Below are 19,287 nucleotides of genomic sequence, written 5' to 3' on the forward strand. Positions count from 1 at the left end.
ACGCTGTTTCTGGATCCAGGCGGCAACCTGTCCGGCGCGACGCGCGACGCGCGGGACAGGTGCCGACCGTCGGACCCGAACGCGCCCCACGGTGGTTCGGCATGGGCCGCCGGTGTGATGAAAGCCGTGGGGCTTTTGACCGGCCGGGCATCGCGAGAGGGATGAGGTGCCGGCCGACGCACCGTCACCGGCGTTCCGGCCTCGACACCCTGGTGCGGTTGATCCCCATGCTCCGTGTTCCGCTGATGCGCCGCCTGTTGGACCGTGCTCCGCCGGCAGCAGCTTCCCCGACCACCTTCTTCCTGCCCGCCGCGCTCCTGACCACCTCCGTCCTGACCGCGGCGCTCCTGGCCGCGGCACTCCTGCCCGCCGTGCTGCTGCCGCCTCCGGCCGCGGCCTCCAGCCGGCCGGAGAGCGGCTCGCCCGTGCCTCTCCCCGCGCGCATGGCCCGCACCGGAGGCGGCACTGATCACCGCGGTCGCTCCGGGCCCGGCGTCCACCACGGGCACGGTGACCTGGTGGCAGAAGCGGGCGGGAAACTGGATCCGGGCGGGGTCCGCCGCCGCCCGCTTCGGAGCGAACGGCCTGGTCGACGGGGGCGGACGGATCCAGGGCACCTCCACCACCCCCGCCGGGCTGTACGGGCTGCCCTTCGCCTTCGGGACCGCCGCGGCGCCGGCGGGCACCTCGTTCCGGTACCGCCGGGTCACCGAACGGTCCTGGTGGTGCCAGGACAACCGCTCCACCTCCTACAACCGGTGGGTCGAGCCGCTGCCCCGGGACTGCGCCGCCGCCGAGGCCGAGCAACTGGCCGCGTACCGCACCCAGTACGCGCGGGCCCTGGTCATCGGTTTCAACTACCGGCGCCCGGTCCGGGGGCGGGGCGCGGGCATCTTCCTGCACGTCAACGGGCGTGGGGCAACGGCGGGTTGTGTGTCCGTGTCCGCACCGGCGATGCGCGCGATCCTGACCTGGGCGGATCCGGCGGCCAGGCCGCACATCGCCATCGGCACCCGCTCGGGCACCACGGCGATCACCCGCTACTGAGGCGGTCTCCCGCTCCCGACGCGACGGGCGGGGCCCGCCCGGCAGCTCCGGAAGTCCCAGCGACCCCTGCGCCCCCGGCGACCCACCCGGCCCGGGCAGCCCAGCCGGCCGGCCGGTCCGGCACCCCGACACCACGGCAGCCCACCAGCCCCGGCGTCCCCGGCAGCCGAGGCAGCCGGGCCGGTCCGGCTCCCCGGGCGAGGCGGCGCCGGTATCGGCTTAGGCTGATATGTGGTGCTTGCTCCTGTTCGACCACGGAGGGCGGTCGGAGTGACAGCTGACGCCGAAGCGACCGACACCGGAGCCACCCGGCCCGGGCCGCCGGACACCGGCGCCCGGCCCGGAAGCCCGGGCGCCGACACAGCCGGCCCCAGGCCCCCGGACACCGGAACCACCCGGCCGAACCCCCCGGACACCGAGGCACCGGAAACCAAGGCCCCGGACACCGGCTCCACCGGCTCCCGGCCGGTCGGCACCGGCCGCACGGCCGAGGTGCCCGAGGCCCGTGGCGGCCTCGGCGGGGCGGGCCCGTCCCGCTATCTCCCGATCGCCGAGCACGGCCTGATCGGCGACCTCCGGAGCGCGGCCCTGGTGGGCACGGACGGCACCATCGACTGGTACTGCTGCGGGCGCTTCGACGCCCCCAGCGTCTTCGCCTCGATCCTCGACGCCGACCGGGGCGGGTGCTTCGAGCTCGCCGCCGACGTGCCGTCCCGCACGAAGCAGTTCTACTTCCCCGACACCAACGTCCTGATCACCCGCTTCTTCGCGGAGGACGGGGTCGGCGAGATCCAGGACTTCATGCCGATCGTGGACGACTCCCGCGAGGCGGACCGGCACCGGCTGATCCGGCGCGTGGTCTGCGTCCGCGGCGCGCTGCCGTTCCGCGCCCGGGTGGCGCCCCGGATCGACTACGCGCGGCAGGAGCACACCGTGAGCGTCGAGCAGGGGCAGGCCCTGTTCTCGGCGCCGTCCCTGACCCTCGCGCTCACCACCAGCGTGCCGATCGAGACGGACGGCCGCGACGTGTGGTCCCTGTTCAAGCTGCGCGAAGGCGAGTCGGCCGTGTTCGCCCTGGACCGGGTCGGCGGCGAGGTGCTGCCGCGGTCCTGTCCGCTCGGCGAGGCGGAGGAGCTGTTCGACGCCACGGTCCGGTACTGGCGCCGCTGGCTGTCGAAGTCCCGCTACCGGGGACGCTGGCGCGAGATGGTGCACCGTTCCGCGCTCACCCTGAAGCTGCTGACCTACGCCCCCACCGGCGCGATCGTGGCCGCCCCGACGACCAGCCTGCCGGAGCAGATCGGCGGCGAGCGGAACTGGGACTACCGCTACGTCTGGATCCGGGACGCCGCGTTCTGCATCTACGCGCTGCTCCGGCTCGGCTTCACCGACGAGGCCAAGTCCTTCATGCAGTTCCTGTCCCAGCGCATCCGGGTGGGGGAGAACTCCTCCGGCCCGCTGCAGATCATGTACGGCATCGACGGCCGCAGCGAGCTCCCCGAGGAGCTGCTGCCCGAGCTGTCGGGCTACCTGGACTCCGCCCCGGTCCGGGTCGGCAACGCCGCCGTGGACCAGCTCCAGCTCGACATCTACGGCGCCCTCATCGACTCCCTCTACCTCTACGACAAGTGGGGGGAGCCGATCTCCAGCGAGCACTGGGACACCGTCTGCACCCTGATCGAGTGGGTGTGCGACCACTGGGACCAGCCCGACGAGGGCGTCTGGGAGACCCGCGGCGGCCGCCAGCGGTTCCTGTACTCGCAGCTCATGTGCTGGGTGGCGATCGAACGGGGCATGCGGATGGCCGCCCACCGGGGCCTGCCCGCCGATGTGATGCGCTGGGGCCGGGAACGGGACGCGATCTACCGACGGATCATGCGCCACGGCTGGTCGGACGAGCGGCGCGCCTTCGTCCAGCACGAGGGCGACACCGTCCTCGACGCCTCCGTGCTGATGATGCCGCTGACCAAGTTCATCTCCCCGACCGACCCGAAGTGGCTGTCGACGCTGGACGCGCTGGGCGAGGACCTGGTCTCCGACTCCCTGGTCTACCGCTACGACCCGCAGGCGAGCCCGGACGGGCTGCGGGGCGAGGAGGGGACGTTCTCCATCTGCTCGTTCTGGTACGTGGAGGCGCTCGCCCGGGCGGGCCGCGGGGACGACGCCCGGCTGGCGTTCGAGAAGATGCTGACGTACGGCAATCACCTCGGCCTGTTCGCCGAGGAGATCGGCCGCACGGGCGAACAGCAGGGCAACTTCCCGCAGGCGTTCACCCATCTCGCCCTGATCAGCGCCGCGTTCAACCTCGACAAGACACTGGGCTGACGGCCGCCCCGGCCCAGCCCGACCCCGGTCCACCACCGGCCGCCGCCGGCCAGGCGCCACCCCGTTCCGCGGACCAGGCGTCACCCCGGCCGAACCCCGGACCGGGCATCCGGACGCACCTGCACCCGTTCCTTATGCCCGTTCCCCCATCGGCCCCTCCACCCGTTCCACCCGTTCCACCAGCCGGGCCTTCGCCGGCGGCCACTCGTCGGCGAGCATCGAGTAGTAGACACTGTCCCGCCAGGTGCCGTCCGGCTGCTTCCGGTGGCGGCGCAGCACCCCCTCGTGCCGGGCGCCGAGCCGGGCGATGGCCTGTTGCGAGCGGACGTTGCGGTGGTGGGTCTTCCACTGCACGCGCCCCATCCCCAGTTCCTCGAAGGCATGGGTGAGCAGCAGCAGCTTGGCCTCGGGGTTGACGGCGGTGCCCCAGTGCGCGCGCCCGTACCAGGTGGAGCCGATCTCCAGCCGTTCGTGGTCCGCGCTCAGGTCCAGGTAGGCGGTCTGCCCGACCGCCAGGCCGGTTTCGCGCAGCACGACCGCGAACGGAACGGCCAGGCCCGCCTCCTGTTCGGCGAGCTGCTGCTCGACCAGCCCGTGCAGGGCCTCCTCGGTGCCGGGCGTCCGGACGGACTGCCAGCGCCAGACCTCGTCGTCGGCGCCTCCGGCCTGGAACAGGTCCGGTACGTGGCCGGTGGTCAGCGGCTCGAGGCGGATGGTGCGGCCATGGAGGACTACGGGCACAGGGAGCGCAGAAGTCATGATCACACGGTAGCCCCGCTCTGCACTAGAGACAATGCCTTATTGCACTAATACATAACACCTCTCGACGGCCCGCCGAACGCACCCCTTCCTTGAACAGCGGATGAGCACCCGTTCCTTGAACAGCGGATGAGCACCCGGCAGCGCCCCCATGACCTCCACGAACCACCTCACCCCCGCCTCCGTCGCCGACCGCTCCCAGGCGTTCCGCGTTCCGGCGCCGTTCAGGATTCAGCCATTCCGGTTGCTCACGATCCCGGAGAGAAAAGTCGACTCAGCGACGTATCGATCTTGCTGATCCCTGACGCGGCACCGGAAGGACCCCATGGCCGGAACCGATTCGGCACCCAACGCCCGCACCGCCTCCCCCATCCTGAACCGCCGGCACTTCCTGCTCACCTCCGGCGCCGCCGTCGCAGCCATCGGGCCGCTCGCGCCCCTGCTCCCCGCTCCCCTCAGCAGCCCGCCCCCGCCCGCCGCGCGGCCGGCGGCCGGCACCCCGGCCGCCGCGCCGCCCGTCCGGCGCGCCGCGCCGTACGGGGTGACCACCCTGGAGACGACGGCGCAGCTCCCCGGCGGGGCGGGCGGCGGCTACCGGCAGCTGACCTCCGGCCCCGGCCGGCCCCTGGTCGTACGGGGCGAGCTCGCCGCCCCCGGAGCGGGCCGGAAGGAACGGCGCACCGCCCTGGCGTGCTTCGTGCAGTTCACCGACCTGCATGTGGTGGACGTGCAGAGCCCCCTGCGGACCGAGTTCCTGCGCGCGGGGAACGCCGGCTCCTGGCGGCCGCAGGAGGCGCTGTCCGTGGCCGGCGCGGTCTCCCTGGTGGAGCAGGTGAACGCGCTGGACGAGGGCCCGCACACCGGGCTGCCCCCGGCGTTCGTCATGACCACCGGCGACAACGTGGACAACAACTCCTCGATCGAGCTGGAGTGGTTCCTCACCGCCATGAACGGCGGCCGGATCACCCCCAACACCGGCGACCCGCGCTCCTACGAGGGCGTGCAGAACTCCGGCCTGCCCCTGTACTGGCACCCCGACGACCGCCTCCGCGACCAGGACAAGAAGCTCGGCCTGCCGCACCTCCCGGGTTTCCTGGACGCTGCGGTGCGCCCGGTCACCAGCCCGGGGCTGCGCATCCCGTGGTACTCCACGGTCGGCAACCACGACGATCTGCCGGGCGGCTGCTGGGCCCCCGGCGACCCCGCGCTGACCGACGTCGCCACCGGCGCCCGGAAGCTGTACCGCGTCCCCGACGCCGACCTGGCCGCCCTCGCGACCGCGGTCTCCACCGGCGACGACCCCAAGGCCGGGGTGCTCAAGAAGATCCTGGCCGACCACGCGCCCCGGGCCCGGACGGTCACCGCCGACCCCCGCCGCAGGCCCTTCACCCCGCACGAGTACCTGGCCGCGCACCTGGCGCCGCGGCACACCGGCCCCGGCCCGGCCGGCCACGGCTACACCGTCGCCAACCTCGACGGCGACCGCATGTACTACGCGTTCCCGGTCGCCGAGGGCGTCCTCGGCATCAGCCTCGACACCACGTACCGCAGCGGCCACTACGAGGGCTCACTGGACACCGGACAACTGCGGTGGCTGGAGCGGACGCTGACCGCCCACAGCTCCCGCCACTACGACGCCGACGGCCGGACCGTCCGCAACCCTGCGGCCGACGACGCCCGCATCCTCGTCTTCAGCCACCACAACAGCCCCACCATGCTGCGGCGGCCCGACGCGGCCCGGTCCGAGGAGCGGCGGCACGACGGCGCGGAACTGATCGCGCTGCTCAGCCGGTTCCCGAACGTGGTGGCCTGGATCAACGGCCACAGCCACCTCAACCGGATCACCCCGCACGCCCACCGCACCGCCCACCGGTCGTTCTGGGAGATCAACACCGCGTCCCACATCGACTATCCACACCACGCCCGCGTCCTGGAGCTGGTCGACAACCACGACGGAACGCTCTCCCTGCTGACCACCCTCATCGAGTCCGCCGCCCCGCACCGGACGGACCCCGGCGACCTGTCGGCGGTCGGACTGGCCTCCCTGTACCGGGAGCTGTCGTACAACGCCCCCGGCGTCAGGGAGGGCCTGGCGGGCACCCCGGCGGACGGCAACACGGAACTGCTCGTCCGCTGCGCGTAGGGCGCGCCCGCAGCACGGCACGCAGGCCCCAGTCACGGGAGCCCCCGCGGAACGGCCCCACGGCATACGGCATACGGCATACGGCATACGGCATACGGCATACGGCATACGGCACAACGAAACGCCACGGGAAACGATCGGGGCCGGGCCGTGCGAACCACCCGGCCCCAGGACGTCCTCGGGGTGCCCCGAGCGTCAGAACACCACGTCGGCGAGGCGCTCGACCTGGTCCGGATCCGAGGACCAGCAGTAGAGCATCACTTCGTCGGCGCCGATGCCGGTGAACCCGGTGACCGCCTCCCGTATCCGCTCCGGCGTCGTGAGCAGGCCTCTCACCACCTCGTCGGCGCGCCCGGTGAAGGCGTAGTAGCCGCGAAGGTTCCGGCGCGCCTCGGCGACCACCGGGTCCGGGCCGAGGACGGCGTTGACCTGGGCGACCAGGCGCGGCCGTCCCGGGCGCGACCACCGCTGCCAGGCCGCTTCCGCGTCGCGGAAGAGGCGGTCCATGAGCTGCGGGGGCAGGGAGGCACCGAGAAAGCCGTCGCCCCAGCGGCCGACCCGCTCGATGGCCGCGGGGGCGAAGCCGCCGAAGAGCACTTCGGGGCCGCCGGACGTCGCGGGCCCGGGGCCGATCGGCCCGACGCCCTCCCCGTACGGCTCACCGGCCCAGACGCGGCGCAGGGCGGCCATCTGCCCGTCCAGCCGGCGTCCGCGGCGGCGGGGGTCGATCCCGGCGGCCCGGCAGTCGTCCTCGCGTCCGCCGACCCCGATACCCAGGGTGAAGCGGCCGCCGGACAGGCGGTCGAGGGTGGCGGTCTGCTTGGCGAGCACGGCGGTGTTGTGCTGCGGGGCGAGCAGGACCTCGGTCTGCACCCGGATCCGGCGGGTGGCTCCGGCGAGGGCCGCGAGGGTGACGAGTGGTTCGGGGTTGTCGTGGACCAGCCGGTCGAGCAGACCGAGCGTCCGGAAGGGGCTGTCGTCCGCGCGCCGGGCCCAGTCGGGCAGCAGTTCGGGGGCGTCGATCGGAAGGCCGAGGCCTATGTGCATGGCAGAAATCTCCTGGTGGAAGGGCAGGCTGAAGCGATGCCGCCCCTCCGTGGCCGCGCACGAGCCGTGCGAGCCTGCTCCCGTTCTGCGGCGTCCTTCTGAGAGCGCGATCTCCAGAGTGCGGCCACCGTAGCCCGCGCCCCGGCCCGTCGGCACCGCATTTTCGGCCCTGCTGTTCCGGCACCACCGGGACCCCGGCCCCGGTACCTCCGGCTCCGCCCGCCGCCGGCGGCAGCGGCCCGACACCATGGGCAGGCGAGGGGGAAACGCAACCGGTGGCGGCGATTGCCGCCTTCCGGACGCGGTCGTACGCTCAATACATGCACATGCAACGCGTCCTGGAAGCCCCGTGACCGGCCGCGCGGGCAAGTACCGCAACATCTTCCTGGTGTGGCTGGTCTGGCCCCTCATCACCCTCGGGATCTACCACCTGGTCTGGTACTACAAGGTGAACCGCGAGTCGCGTGATCTCGACCGCCGGATCGAGGTCGATCCCGTGGTCTCGGTGCTCGCGGTGACCCTCGGCGCCGTGCTGGTCGTGCCGCCGTTCGTCTCGGTCTACAAGACCGGCGCCCGCATCGCCCGAATGCAGCAAGCCGCCGGAATGCCGCCCACCTGCAGCCCGCTGATCGGGCTCCTCCTCAGCTTCTTGTTCGGCCTGCATGCGCTCTACTACCAGTACGAGCTGAACCAGATCTGGGAGCGCTACGGCTATCCGGCGGAGGGCCAGGAAGTACCGCTGGCGGGCTGACGACCGGTCCACGGCCGCCGGCTCCGGACCGCCCGGACCCACGGGCCCGGCACCCGGAGCTGCACCACCGTTGGGCCGGGCGGCGTCCCGCCCGAGCCGTGCCGCACCGCGCCGCACCGCGCCGGACCGATGTCGTACGCCTGGCCGAAAAGGCCGGTGTCCGCCGCCTCCCGGCGGAACACTGGCGGCATGAACACCGAGCTGAGGCAGGCAGCGCCAGGGGACTACGACCGCATCGTCACCGTCATGGACGAGTGGTGGGGACGGCCCATCCGCTCCGGCCTCCCCCGGCTCTTCCTCGACCACTTCTTCCGCACCAGCCTCGTCGCCGAGGACGGCGGCCGGCCCGGGGCGCTCGCCGGATTCCTGGTGGGTTTCCTGTCGGACGCCGACCGCGAGACCGCGTACATCCACTTCGTCGGCGTCGCCCCCGGCCACCGGGGCGGCGGGCTGGCCCGCCGGCTCTACGCCCGGTTCTTCGAACTCGCCCGCGCCGACGGCCGGTCCGTGGTCCGGTCGGTCACCTCGCCACGGAACACCGCGTCGATCGCCTTCCACACCGCGCTGGGCTTCACCGTCACCGGCCCGTTCACCGACTACGACGGCCCGTCGGAGGACCGCATGTGCTTCCGCCGCGGCCTCGACGCCTTCCCGTCCGGCCCGGCGGAGGCAGCGCACGGAACCGCTGCGGCCGACGGCGCCCCGGCGCGGCGCGGGCAGCACGGAGACTGACGGAGGCGCAGAACCCGGAGGAGCGCAGGGGCTGACGGAGGAACCGAGACCGGAGGGGCGCAGAGGCCGACGGAGGAACCGAGGCCGGAGGGGGCGCAGCGGCCGACGGAGGAACCGAGGCCGGAGGGGGAACCGACGCTCAGCAGCCGTGGTAGCCCGCGGTCGGCATCGACAGCCTGCGGTGCACCCGGGCCTTCATCTCCGCCGTGTACGCGGGCTCGGGCAGACCGGTCGTCTCCACCCGGATACCGCGCCGCTTGCACTCCGCCTCGAACGCTCCGACGTCCCGCAGCGCCCTCTCCAGCACGCGCCGGTTCGGAGCGAGGAATATGTCGACCAGCCCGTCGTCCGCGTCCTTCCACCAGCCCCAGCTCGTCCCCGTCGAGTCGTGGGTGGTGTGCTGCACATGGACGGTGTGCCCGTGCCGGGCGGCCCACTCCTCGCACAGCCGCTGCTGGGTCCGGGCGTCGGCGAGGAACGGATCCGAGTCCAGCGCCTCGTCGAGCGGCGTCTGACAGGTGATGGTCGATACGCGCACGGCTGTCCCCCTCGCTAGCGGTGGGAGTCGACAGTACCCGCAGCGTGGGAGCGCGCGGGAGGCGTGCCGCCAGGGCTCGCATAGCCGCAGCCGTAGCAGACCATCCAGCCGTCCTGATTCTTCGTCAGGACACCGCCGCACCGGGGACAGGCGTCCATCCGGGCCGCCGCGACGGCACCGGCGCGGAGCCGCCTGCCCACTGCTGCTGTCACGAGGTCTCCCCCGGTGGTGGAACGTAGAGTGCCCCGAGCGTACCGGCGCCCGGACGCCCGCCCGGCCCGCCGCACCCGGAGGCGAGGGCACGGACGTCCCGGACTTCCGGACCGCTGTCCGTACCGGGCCGTGCGGGGCACGGGGATGGCGGCGCCGGACACGGAACAGCGCCGCCTCCACCCCGGTTCGGACGGGGTGGAGGCGGCGCTGCTGTTCAGCGGAGCTCAGCGGAGCGGGTGTCAGCAGTCGGTGTGACCGCCGTCGCCACGGCCCCAGCGGCACTGGTCGACCCGGTTGCCACCGTCGGTGCGCAGGGTCAGGCTGCCGCGGTTGTTGTCGTACAGGTGACGGTTGGAGTCCTGGTAACGGTGCCAGCGGTGGTCACGGCCGTGGCCGGTGTGCACCGTGACCTCCTGGCCGCGGCGCAGCCGCAGCCGGTCGAAGGTGTAGGTGTGGCCGTCCCGGTCGCTCACCGTGTAGTTGCGGAGCTGGACCGCGTGCCATCCGTTGTTGACGACGGTGAAGAACTCGCTGTTGAGCGAGCGGTCGTTACGACGGTCCGGGCCGGGAGCGTCGTACTGGACCTGCCCGATCTCCAGCCCGCGGTGACGGCGGTCGTCCTGATGGGCAGAGGCCGGCATCGCGGCGGCAGTCAGCATCGCCCCGGTGATCAGGGCCGTTGCGGTGAGGGTACGAGCGGTGCGGGACATGTTGATCCCCTGCTTTCCGTGTGCAGGCATGGCCAAAGAAGGCCCATGACCAGGTGGTTCATCCCGACCGGATGGCCGGGCCAGACCAGATTGGGGCCGCCGAGGGGCTGGTAGAGCACTAAACCATTGCGTGTTACACAACACGGACATTCACGCAACAACAGTGCGCTAAGGCGCACGACCCCGGCGCGCGGCACACCTCAATGCCGTGGCCCCTACACCCACCCATATGGGACAAGCCCCCCGAGGCTTCGACACCGCCTCTTCCCCGTCATCGGCACACCCCCCGGGCGACCTGAGGACCCCGCGGCACGTAACAGGCGACCATCACCCGAACGGCGTAGCGCCGACGCGGCGCCGAGCCGCGTCGGGGCATCCGAAGCACTCATCCACCCCTCGGGAGCCTCCACCAAGGGCGGGGACACCCACCCGTTCGGAGTACGGAGACGGCCGGGAGAACGACGAGCCCACCGAGGAGTACGGAAGAACCGGCCGCTCGTGCTCAGTCGAGAGGGGTGCGTGGCGCCGGCGGCGGCGCCTGAGGGGCGGACCGGTCGGGGCCCACGCGACACCGCCCGACTCGGGGCAGGGAAGGGTCACGTTCACGCTTCCAAAACAGGCCAACCCCGTGCACAGCAAAGCCTGTTCGCCGCCCGCCCAGGAGTACCGTTCTGAATGTCTAGGTCAGAACGGAGTTCAGCATGCCCTACGGCACCGACGAACCCACCGGTGGAATCGGGCGGCGGATCGCGGAACTGCGAGCCGTCCGCGGCTACTCACTACGACAGCTCGGCCAGCGCTCCCACGTCTCCGCCTCCATGCTCTCCATGATCGAGAAAGGGGACCGGAGCGCCGGCGAGGAGATCGTGGCCTCCGTCGCCCGCGCTCTCGACGTGGGCGTCTCCCATCTGCGGGGCCAGCCCTATCGCGAGCAGATGCAGCAGGACCGTATAGACCGCATGATGGAGCCGCTCGGCAGCGCGCTCGACAACTGGGACCTCGCCCCGGATCCGGCCGCGCCCCCGCCACGTCCGGTGGACGAATTGCGCGCCGCCATCATGCACACCGTCACGATGCGCGCCGCCGCCGACCTCGGCGGCCTGGCGGAGACCCTGCCACCGCTGATCGCCGAGATCACCCACGCCATTCACCTCCACGACCGGACCGGCCGGACCCGCGAGGAGCTGCACAACCTCCAGGCCGAGGCCGCGCGCGGCGTGTGGCGGGTGGCGTACCGGGTCGGCGAGATGCATCTCGCGCGGCTCGCCCTCTCCCGGATGGCCCAGGTCGCCCTGGAGTCCGGCGACCCACGGCAGGTGGCGGTCGAACGATGGATGCGCGCCCAGACCAGCGTCGAGAGCGGCCGGCCGGGGGTCGACATCGGGCTTCGCCTGGTGAACCAGGCGCTGCGGGACCTCGATGACGACGGGGCTCCGCAGACCCGTGCCGTCCTCGGCGCGCTCCACCTCAAGGGGTCGATCCTGTCCTCCCGGCGGGGCGACAAAGAGGCTTCTGACACCTGGCTGGACGAAGCGCGCGGACTGGCCCGGGGCACCGGAGAAACCAGCTTCTACGAGCTGGCCTTCGGCCCGACCAATGTCCGGTTGCATGCGGTGGCGGCAGCCGCCGACCAGGACAAACACGGCCTGGCGCTGAAGCATGCGGCCAAGGTGACCATCCCGGAGGACTACCCGCCGGGCAGGGCCGGACACTTCTACATCGACTTGGCCCGGGCCCAGGTGTGGACCGCCCGGCATGACGAGGCATTCGCCTCACTGGTGAAGGCCCGGGAGGTGGCCCCGCAGATGACACGGCATCACCCGCAGGTGCACGAGACGGCGGCAGCACTGCGCCGGGCACAGGCACGCGTCCCGGACCCACTGCGGGACTTCTCCCTGTGGTGCGGCGTGTAGCGCTCCACTGACGGCCGGTCAAGGACCCTGGTGTTCACAGCCTGTGAACACCAGGGCCTTCCCCTGTCGGCAGTATGTGACTGCAAGCACACAGTCCGTACATGGAGCCGACCATGACGTCCTCTCAGGGTCGGCCGCCGGGCGCGGCGGCCGACCCCTCCCCCATCGACCGGGCCACCGTCCAGGCCGCGATCGACCGGGCCTTACTCACCGGCACCGGCCGCCTCGACCCAGACGAACTCACTCGCCTCGAAGCCACCCTCCGCGAGCACATCACCGCCCTTCTGCCCGCGGCAGACGCCGCCACCGACCGGCTCTGGCGCGGCAGTCTGGCGTGGTACACCCGCCGCGCACGCATCGACGGCATCCGGCACCAGGCCGGACAGGGCCTCGGTGACGGCCCGCTCTCCGCGCACATCCAGGTCACCACCCTGGCCCGCGACTGCCAGTGGCTCCTGGCCGAACACCAGGAGCGCACATGAGCGCCGAAGATCCGATCCCTACCGGCCAGTGGTGCACCTGGTGCACCGGGCGGACCGATCAACCCACCCTCATCGCCGTCATCGAGACCGGCAGCGGGCCCGGCGCGATCCAGTACGCCTGCCCTGACTGCATGCGCATCTACCGGCTGCGTCCGTTCGATCCGGCCATGAACGGCTGCCCCGTCTATGAACGGCGCCGCACCTGAGAGGTGCACCCGAGACCGGGCTGCCGGCGGCGTTCCCCCTCCGTCGGCAGCCCCTTGAGACCCGCTCCGGCCGATTCCTTGGCCGGACCCCGGCCGGAACGGGCGGCCCACCAGGGCCAGGCAGTGCACGACCGGTGCCCGGAGGGACCGGGCGCCGATACAGCACAGGGGGTCACCATGCGGTACCTGCCCGATGCGATCTGCAGCCCTCACCGGCTGCGGCCGGAGCGTGTCCGTCCCCGCAGGTAGGCTCCCGGACCATGATCGAGAGTCGCCTGAGCACCCTGTTGGAAGCCGGATTCACCGACCGGCTGGACGAGCGGGACAAGACGCTGCTGGCGCGCCGCGCCCTGCTCAAGGCGGTGGACGAGAAGCCGCCGTTCTATCTGCCCACCAGTTGGTGGTACGTGGTGCCCGGCAAGAGCTACGAGGGTCTGTTCGCGGCGCTCGGTCTCCACGATCCGGTCCCGGTCACCTTCTCCGAGGGGCTCGACGTGTCCGACCTGCCGTTCCGGTCGGACGCCGTCCCCGTCTTCGTCACTCCTGAAATCGACGGCTGGCGCCTGATATACGGCAACCTCGACAGCGCTGTGGGCTGGGACTGGGACGACATGATGGGCGCCGTGGAGCGCTTGAGCGCCCACTGCGGCGAGGCCCAGATGTTCTTCGAGGACATCGCGGGCGGAGCGGATGTCTGGGTGGTCGCCGAAGCGGGCCGGATCCGGCGCCGGTACGCACGTGAGAGCAGCCCCGAGTGGGTGGGCGATCCCTTGCCGTGGGAGACCCGGGCCGTCGACGACGAGGACTTCGACCCGGAATTCGACGAGGCCGAACCCAACGCGGGGACGACTTACGCGATGACGGCGTGCGAGTACTTGTCCGTGCACCCGACCCCGGTCGACGAGGACGCCGAGATCCGCGGCCACGGCTGGCTGGCCCTGAGCGCCCCGGGTGTGGGACACGAGGGGCTGGAGGATCTCGCCCGCTAGTGTCCTGAGTCGTTAGTTCGTGTGCATTATGCGGTGAGGGTGTCGAGGGTGTCGTCGGCGGGTTTCGTCCAGCTCGTCCACCGCCAGGACCAGGGCATTCTCGGGCGGGGCGAGGTAGATGCCCACCACGTCGCGGACCGTGGTCACGAACTGCGGACCGGTTGACAGCTTCCAGGTCTCCACGATGTGCGATGCCCGCCGGATCCGCGAGACTGCCGACTGCGACATCCCCGCCGTCCGGGCCATCGAACGCGTCGACCAGTGCGAATCACCCGTCGGTGGCGCCTGATCCAGCGTCCTGACGACCAGGGCTTCGACCTGCCCGTCCGTGATCCTTCGCCGGGCACCCGAACGCGGGCGGTCCACCAGGCCCTCCAGCCGGTCCGCGGTGAACCGGGACCGCCACTTGCGTACGGTCTCTCGCGAGATCCTGCGCGGCCTGCGCGTTCGGTAGGCCCTGCGCGCACGCCGGCACGATCCTCGACCGCAGCACCAGGGCCTGATGTGCCGTCTGCTTGCACAACCAGCCCCGCAGCAGCCTGCGTTCGTGATCGGACAACTCCAGCGACAGCGGCTTCGGACCAGCCATCACCCCGCCCTGCAACCGCCCGTGAACTTCCGACTCAGGACGCTGGGTTCCGCCCTGTTGGCCAGTGGCCCGGCCCTGGAAGAGCTTCTAATGCGCGTGATCGTGCGTTAGCCTGTGGGTGGTCATTCGACCACCCTTCCACCATGCCCGAGCAGGGAACGCGCGGGGCGTCCGCCCAAGCGCCGGGCGCCCCGCCCCCGCGTGCGTCCGCGGCCTTCGATGCTGCCGCCGTGTCGCGGAACTGCTGACCGCCAGAGCACCGACGTTGAAAGAGAACACGTGATCAGGAATCGAATTGCCACCGCGGCGGCCGTCGCCGCACTCGCCGTCGCCTCGATCGGGCTGACCGCGTCGGCCAACGCCGCGCCCGTCAAGGCCAGTGCCAAGTGCTCCCTCGACACACTCAAGGCCAAGGAGACTCTCCGGATCCGCAAGTCGCGAAAGACTTCCAGCCCCGCTGTCGCACTCTTCCCCAGGGGAAAGACGGGCTGCTTCTTGGGCGGCATGGAGGGCCAGAAGTACAAGCGCTGCGGGAAGACCTATGACATGTGGACCGAGGTCACATATCGAGGCAATCACGGTTGGGTCCCGGAGACCTGCATCTCCTGGTGACAGGGCACCTCTCTTCAGCGGCACGACTAGAGCGTGCCTCTTTGATGGGTTGGTCAGTTGATCGGATGTGTCCCGTCCGATGAGTGATCACTGATGCCATGTGGGACCGGATCGAGCCGCTGATGCCGGCCGATCCGGTCCGTGGGCGGCAGTGGGGTGACCACCGCCGCACCCTTGAGGCCATCGCGTGGAAGCACCGGACCTGCTAACCGTCCTGGCCGCGGCGGATGCCAACGACGAGGTCGGCTGGACCGTGTCGGTGGACTCCACCGTCTGCCGGGCTCACCAGCACGCCGCCGGCGCCCGGGAAAAGGGGCACTCGGCCGCTCTGAACCCGTCGGCCGCGCGCATCTCCGCCGCCGCGGTATCCGAAAGTTGCAGCCAGGGTAGATGGTCGGTTGCTGATGGAGGCCGGTCCAGGAAGCGCGCGGGTATGCCAGAAGCCAGTCCTGGACATCGTGACCATTCAGCAACGGCTCGGGCCAGGAGTTGGTGAGCCGAGAGGAAGGCAACGTGACTGCTGTGACTCGTTTGGTCACTCACGTCGATCTGGATGAAGGCGCCACGGGCGCTCGGCACGTGTCGGTGACGGCACGGCTTGAGGTGGTACTTGCGGATGGCCGCAGCCTGGTGTTGCTCAATGACCGCGGGTGGGGTTGGAGCTCATCGGCTCCAACGGACACCCAGCTGCGGATCTCGGCCGAGGACATCGAGAACGACGCCCGGATGGTGGTCGGACCGGACGAGCCGAACGACGGCGAAACGCATGAGCAGATGGCGGCCGGCCACTGGAGTTCCCTGGCCGACATCCTCAAGCAGCAGGGCGTGGATGTGGAAGCGCAGGAGCTGGAGCGGCTTTCGCATGATGTTGTGCTCACCGAACGTCTGCAAGCACGGATTCAAGACGCTTGAGTATCGGCGCTGCACTCCCTCGTCGGAGAGTAATCAGGAGTCGTTGCCTCATGTTGACGGCGTGATCGGTCGCGCGAGCAGTCGGGACAGGCGCTCGGCTGGGGTTTCCCAGCCGAACATGAAACGTCTGCACACACGTCGTGCAGGACACCGGCGTGAGGCGGTGAGCCACCTCGACCGGATGCTGAAGCGTCGTCCCGGCTCCGGCTGACCGCTGCCGTTGCTGTCAGACGTGGATGTCAGAAGACCCCCGGCCATGATCGGCCGGGGGTCTTCTGGCTGGTGGGCACAACAGGATTTGAACCTGTGACATCTGCTTTGTAAGAGCAGCGCTCTACCGCTGAGCTATGCGCCCTGGGATGAGCTGACAGACTACATGGCCCCCGGGCCGGAGCTCCAAACCGTTGCCGGGCAGGGCCGGGCACCCCTGGCCCTCACTCCCAGCCTCCGGCGGCCCGGCAGCTCGGCCTCCCGGCCGGGAAGCGCGGCGCCCGCCCCGACCCGGACGGAGCCCGCTCCCCTCCTGCCCCGCCCGCCCTGCATGCCCCGCATGCCCCGGACCCACGGTCGGCCCCCGGGAGAGCCCCCGGACCTCGGGTTATCCCCACCCCGCCCCCGGTGGGCCGCCGGATGCCGCCGCACATGTCCGACTCCATACAGTCAAGGAGCGTTTTTCGTTTCTCGTCCTTCGCTACCACCCTTCGTCCTCGCCGCCGACACCTCTTCGTCCTCGTCGCTACCAGCTTCCCGGGAGATCACCGTGGCTCTCCGCCACCGTCCGCCCCACCTCCACACCGCCGACGCCCGTACGCACACCGACGCCCGCACGCCCGCCCGCGCCGGGATCCGTACGCCCCGTGGCCGCGCCGGCCGGTCGGTTGTCGCGCTCGGTGGGGCGCTGCTGCTCGCCGTGGCCGCCACCGGCTGCGGCAGTGCGGATGCCGCGGAGGACAACGCGCCCGAGCGGCGCGACTTCGCCTTCCGGGGGCACGCCCTGACCGTCGTCGCGGAGAACACGGACGTCGAGCTGGTGCCCGCCGATGTGGAGAAGATCGAGGTCACCCGGTGGTTCAAGGGCTGGACCGCGGTCGGCGGGGACGTGGAGCGCTACTGGCGGATGCAGGGTGGCGAGCTGCGGATCGGCGTCGACTGCGACGGGCTGATCAGCACCTGCGACGCCCGGCATGTGATCAAGGTGCCCCGTGCGGCGGTGGTGACCGTCAAGGGGGACAACGGGGATCTCACGGCGAAGGACTTCGGCACCCCGCTGACGCTGGCGTCGGACAACGGCACTGTACGGGTGACGGGCAGCCGTGGGCGGCTCGACCTCAGCAGCGACAACGGCGGCGTCTCGGCCACCGGCATCGGGGCCCGGCGGGTCTCGGCGCGGTCCGACAACGGAGACGTGCGGCTCGCCTTCACCCGGGTGCCCGACCGGGTCGAGACCGGTACCGACAACGGCGGGACCGATGTCGAGCTGCCGCGCGCCCGGTACCGGGTCACGGCCGGCACCGACAACGGCGACACCGACGTCTCGGTGCCGCGGAGCGACCGGAGCGGGCACACCGTCACCGCCCGCAGCGACAACGGCGACATCACGGTGCGTACGGGGAACTGACCAGGCCCGTGTGTTCGTCCCTGCCGGGTGGGAGAATGACACCGGGCAGGGGCGGAAGAGCACGGGAGAGGGATGTGACGGCGACACCACAGCAGCCGCACACGCAACGAGCACGCGACCGTCGCACCCCCGAGCCGCCGGACCGAGCAGGTGTCCTCCGGGACGTGCTCACCCTCGTCACCGTTCCGCTGGCGCTGCTGGCCGTCACCGCGTCCGCGGCGTTCGCGGGCGGCGGCACCCGCCGCTGGTGGGGCCGCGGCGAGAACCAGCGGGCCGACGCGCAGACCGCCAAGGACGCCGCTGCCGCCTCCTTCTACGAGCTCGACACCGCCCAGCGCGACCTGCGGATCTCCATCGAGACGATCTCCGCCGTGGACGACTCCCCCGCCGCGCGGCGGGCCGTCGAGGAGTTCCGGACCCTGGGCCGGCGCATCGACGACGTCAGCGGTGCCTACATCGGTGCCGTGGACGCGCACGACCTGGACCGCGACGACCTGGAGCCGGCCGCCGCCGCACGCGCCCGGGACGACCTGACCCGGGCCAGGAACGAGCTGGAGCTGGTCAAGGTCGACCTCGACCGGTTCGCCCACGGGCTCGGGCCGCTGCTGGAGAAGGCCGAGACGCAACTCGCGCGGCTGGCACCCGCGGTCGAACGGGCCCGGCAGGCACTGCTCGCCGCCACCCGCGCCCTCGACGAGGTGCGCGCCTCCGGACTGCGGGCCGACGATCTCGCGGCCCGGCTCGCCGCGCTCTCCCCCGAGCTGACCAAGCTCAACCAGGGGGCGGGGCAGCACGGTGTCCAGGAGACGATCCGCCGCGCGGACGAGGTGCTGCGGGGTGCGGAGGCCGTGCGCAGCGAGGCCGAGCGGCTGCCCGAGAAGGCCGCCGAGATCGACCGCCGGCTGGTGTCGCTGCGCACCCGGGCCCAGGCGCTGACCACCCGGTCCGAAGGGGTCGAGCCGGCGCTCAGCGAGCTGCGCCGCCGGTACAGCGCCGCCTGCTGGCAGGACCTCCAGCCCGTGCCGGAGCAGGCGGCGCGGTCCGTCGCCCAGGCCGAGGAGAAGCTCAAGGAGGCGCAGGCCGCCCGCGACGACCAGCGCTGGCCGGACGCGACGTCGCTGCTCAGCACGGTCCGGGCGCTGCTGAACACCACGGACGACGCGGTGTCGGCCGCCGGTGACCGGCTGCGGCGGCTGGACGAGGTGTCCACCGACCCCTCGCGGGAGGTGGAGCGGACGCGGTTCGCGATCCGGGACGCGCAGCGGCTCGCGATGGCGGGGCGCAGCACGCCGGACCCCCGGCACGCGCGTCCCCTGGACGACGCGGTGGCCCGGCTGGACCGGGCCGTGGCGGGCCTGGAGGGCCGGCACCCGGACTACTGGCACTTCCTGACGGAGACCGAGGGCGTCCGGCGGACCGTGGCGCGGGTGGTGGCCGGGATCCGCGAGGACCTGGGACACGGGAGCGCTTCCTAGGCATCTCCGCCTCCTCTGCGGCCCGGCTTCGTCCCCCGCGGCCAGGCTTTCGTACCCCGCAGCGCCCGGCAGCGGGCGGTCCCTGCCGCGCTGGTCCCTGCCGGTCCCTGTCACCGCTGGTCCGTGTCCCCGCCGGTCCCGCTCGGTGGCGGGGTGCGCGGGAGCAACGGATCCTGGGAGTGGGCGCGGCCCGGTACGCGCCCGTGCTCGCGACCGGGAAGGAGGC

The 19,287-nt window shown here is 71.8% G+C and carries 17 protein-coding genes, 1 tRNA gene and 3 pseudogenes; 15 read left to right on the forward strand and 6 right to left on the reverse strand.

Annotated elements, in window-relative coordinates; genetic code table 11:
• The first annotated feature begins 245 nt into the window (after nt 1-245).
• A pseudogene (locus tag ACFYYR_RS01185) lies at nt 246-1,047 on the forward strand (L,D-transpeptidase family protein).
• A 492-nt stretch (nt 1,048-1,539) separates the two neighbouring features.
• Complete coding sequence (locus ACFYYR_RS01190) at nt 1,540-3,372, forward strand: glycoside hydrolase family 15 protein (RefSeq protein ID WP_388846407.1); 1,833 nt, start codon at nt 1,540-1,542, stop codon at nt 3,370-3,372.
• 132 nt (nt 3,373-3,504) lie between these two features.
• Here the strand turns inward: ACFYYR_RS01190 and ACFYYR_RS01195 are convergent, their stop codons facing one another.
• Nucleotides 3,505-4,131 (reverse strand): GNAT family N-acetyltransferase, encoded by a 627-nt coding sequence (locus ACFYYR_RS01195; protein ID WP_388845438.1) that lies wholly within the window; start codon nt 4,129-4,131, stop codon nt 3,505-3,507.
• A 325-nt stretch (nt 4,132-4,456) separates the two neighbouring features.
• On the opposite strand from ACFYYR_RS01195, the gene ACFYYR_RS01200 reads away from it, so the two are divergent.
• Nucleotides 4,457-6,274: a TIGR03767 family metallophosphoesterase gene (locus tag ACFYYR_RS01200; protein WP_388845441.1), complete on the forward strand. Its 1,818-nt coding sequence runs from the start codon at nt 4,457-4,459 to the stop codon at nt 6,272-6,274.
• A gap of 195 nt (nt 6,275-6,469) precedes the next feature.
• Here the strand turns inward: ACFYYR_RS01200 and ACFYYR_RS01205 are convergent, their stop codons facing one another.
• Nucleotides 6,470-7,321, reverse strand: a complete 852-nt coding sequence (locus ACFYYR_RS01205; protein WP_388845444.1) for an LLM class flavin-dependent oxidoreductase — start codon at nt 7,319-7,321, stop codon at nt 6,470-6,472.
• Nucleotides 7,322-7,670: 349 nt separating this feature from the next.
• Between ACFYYR_RS01205 and ACFYYR_RS01210 the strand changes: the two genes are divergently transcribed.
• Both ACFYYR_RS01210 and ACFYYR_RS01215 read left to right on the forward strand, forming a co-directional pair.
• On the forward strand, nt 7,671-8,072 hold the full coding sequence (locus tag ACFYYR_RS01210) for a DUF4234 domain-containing protein (RefSeq protein ID WP_388845447.1): 402 nt from the start codon (nt 7,671-7,673) through the stop codon (nt 8,070-8,072).
• A gap of 189 nt (nt 8,073-8,261) precedes the next feature.
• Entirely contained in the window at nt 8,262-8,804 is a 543-nt protein-coding gene (locus tag ACFYYR_RS01215) for a GNAT family N-acetyltransferase (protein ID WP_388845450.1), read from the forward strand.
• Nucleotides 8,805-8,943: 139 nt separating this feature from the next.
• Here ACFYYR_RS01215 and ACFYYR_RS01220 read toward each other — a convergent pair whose 3' ends face one another.
• Nucleotides 8,944-9,342, reverse strand: a complete 399-nt coding sequence (locus ACFYYR_RS01220; protein WP_388845453.1) for a hypothetical protein — start codon at nt 9,340-9,342, stop codon at nt 8,944-8,946.
• A gap of 452 nt (nt 9,343-9,794) precedes the next feature.
• A complete protein-coding gene (locus ACFYYR_RS01225; RefSeq protein WP_388845455.1) occupies nt 9,795-10,295 on the reverse strand; it encodes a lamin tail domain-containing protein in 501 nt (166 codons plus the stop codon).
• A gap of 671 nt (nt 10,296-10,966) precedes the next feature.
• Here ACFYYR_RS01225 and ACFYYR_RS01230 point away from each other — a divergent pair.
• The 4 genes from ACFYYR_RS01230 to ACFYYR_RS01245 all read left to right on the forward strand — a co-directional run bounded on the left by ACFYYR_RS01230 (nt 10,967) and on the right by ACFYYR_RS01245 (nt 13,855).
• Entirely contained in the window at nt 10,967-12,178 is a 1,212-nt protein-coding gene (locus ACFYYR_RS01230; RefSeq protein ID WP_388845458.1) for a helix-turn-helix domain-containing protein, read from the forward strand.
• 113 nt (nt 12,179-12,291) lie between these two features.
• Nucleotides 12,292-12,660, forward strand: a complete 369-nt coding sequence (locus tag ACFYYR_RS01235) for a DUF6415 family natural product biosynthesis protein (protein WP_388845461.1) — start codon at nt 12,292-12,294, stop codon at nt 12,658-12,660.
• A complete protein-coding gene (locus ACFYYR_RS01240; protein ID WP_388845464.1) occupies nt 12,657-12,866 on the forward strand; it encodes a hypothetical protein in 210 nt (69 codons plus the stop codon). Before ACFYYR_RS01235 ends, ACFYYR_RS01240 begins: the two co-directional genes overlap by 4 nt.
• Before the next feature lie 260 nt (nt 12,867-13,126).
• Nucleotides 13,127-13,855 carry a hypothetical protein gene (locus ACFYYR_RS01245; RefSeq protein ID WP_388845467.1) on the forward strand — a complete coding sequence of 243 codons (729 nt, stop codon included), beginning with the start codon at nt 13,127-13,129 and terminating at the stop codon, nt 13,853-13,855.
• A gap of 12 nt (nt 13,856-13,867) precedes the next feature.
• Here the strand turns inward: ACFYYR_RS01245 and ACFYYR_RS01250 are convergent, their stop codons facing one another.
• Nucleotides 13,868-14,440 carry a helix-turn-helix domain-containing protein gene (locus ACFYYR_RS01250; protein ID WP_388846409.1) on the reverse strand — a complete coding sequence of 191 codons (573 nt, stop codon included), beginning with the start codon at nt 14,438-14,440 and terminating at the stop codon, nt 13,868-13,870.
• 283 nt (nt 14,441-14,723) lie between these two features.
• Between ACFYYR_RS01250 and ACFYYR_RS01255 the strand changes: the two genes are divergently transcribed.
• The 4 genes and pseudogenes from ACFYYR_RS01255 (at nt 14,724) to ACFYYR_RS01270 (ending at nt 15,968) form a co-directional block, all read left to right on the forward strand.
• Nucleotides 14,724-15,056: a hypothetical protein gene (locus ACFYYR_RS01255; RefSeq protein WP_388845470.1), complete on the forward strand. Its 333-nt coding sequence runs from the start codon at nt 14,724-14,726 to the stop codon at nt 15,054-15,056.
• 98 nt (nt 15,057-15,154) lie between these two features.
• Nucleotides 15,155-15,262 (forward strand): annotated as a pseudogene (locus ACFYYR_RS01260) (transposase); the annotation flags it as partial.
• Between the two features lie 2 nt (nt 15,263-15,264).
• Nucleotides 15,265-15,422: pseudogene (locus ACFYYR_RS01265) on the forward strand (IS5/IS1182 family transposase); the annotation flags it as partial.
• A gap of 147 nt (nt 15,423-15,569) precedes the next feature.
• A complete protein-coding gene (locus ACFYYR_RS01270) occupies nt 15,570-15,968 on the forward strand; it encodes a hypothetical protein (RefSeq protein WP_388845473.1) in 399 nt (132 codons plus the stop codon).
• A gap of 280 nt (nt 15,969-16,248) precedes the next feature.
• On the opposite strand, the gene ACFYYR_RS01275 is transcribed toward ACFYYR_RS01270, so the two are convergent.
• Nucleotides 16,249-16,323, reverse strand: a tRNA-Val gene (locus tag ACFYYR_RS01275).
• 405 nt (nt 16,324-16,728) lie between these two features.
• Between ACFYYR_RS01275 and ACFYYR_RS01280 the strand changes: the two genes are divergently transcribed.
• Together ACFYYR_RS01280 and ACFYYR_RS01285 are read left to right on the forward strand one after the other, a co-directional pair.
• Entirely contained in the window at nt 16,729-17,586 is an 858-nt protein-coding gene (locus ACFYYR_RS01280; protein ID WP_388845475.1) for a DUF4097 family beta strand repeat-containing protein, read from the forward strand.
• A gap of 74 nt (nt 17,587-17,660) precedes the next feature.
• Nucleotides 17,661-19,061 carry a hypothetical protein gene (locus ACFYYR_RS01285; RefSeq protein WP_388845478.1) on the forward strand — a complete coding sequence of 467 codons (1,401 nt, stop codon included), beginning with the start codon at nt 17,661-17,663 and terminating at the stop codon, nt 19,059-19,061.
• The last annotated feature ends 226 nt before the right edge of the window (nt 19,062-19,287 follow it).

Source organism: Streptomyces sp. NPDC001922 (assembly GCF_042891165.1).
Taxonomy (GTDB): Bacteria; Actinomycetota; Actinomycetes; order Streptomycetales; family Streptomycetaceae; genus Streptomyces.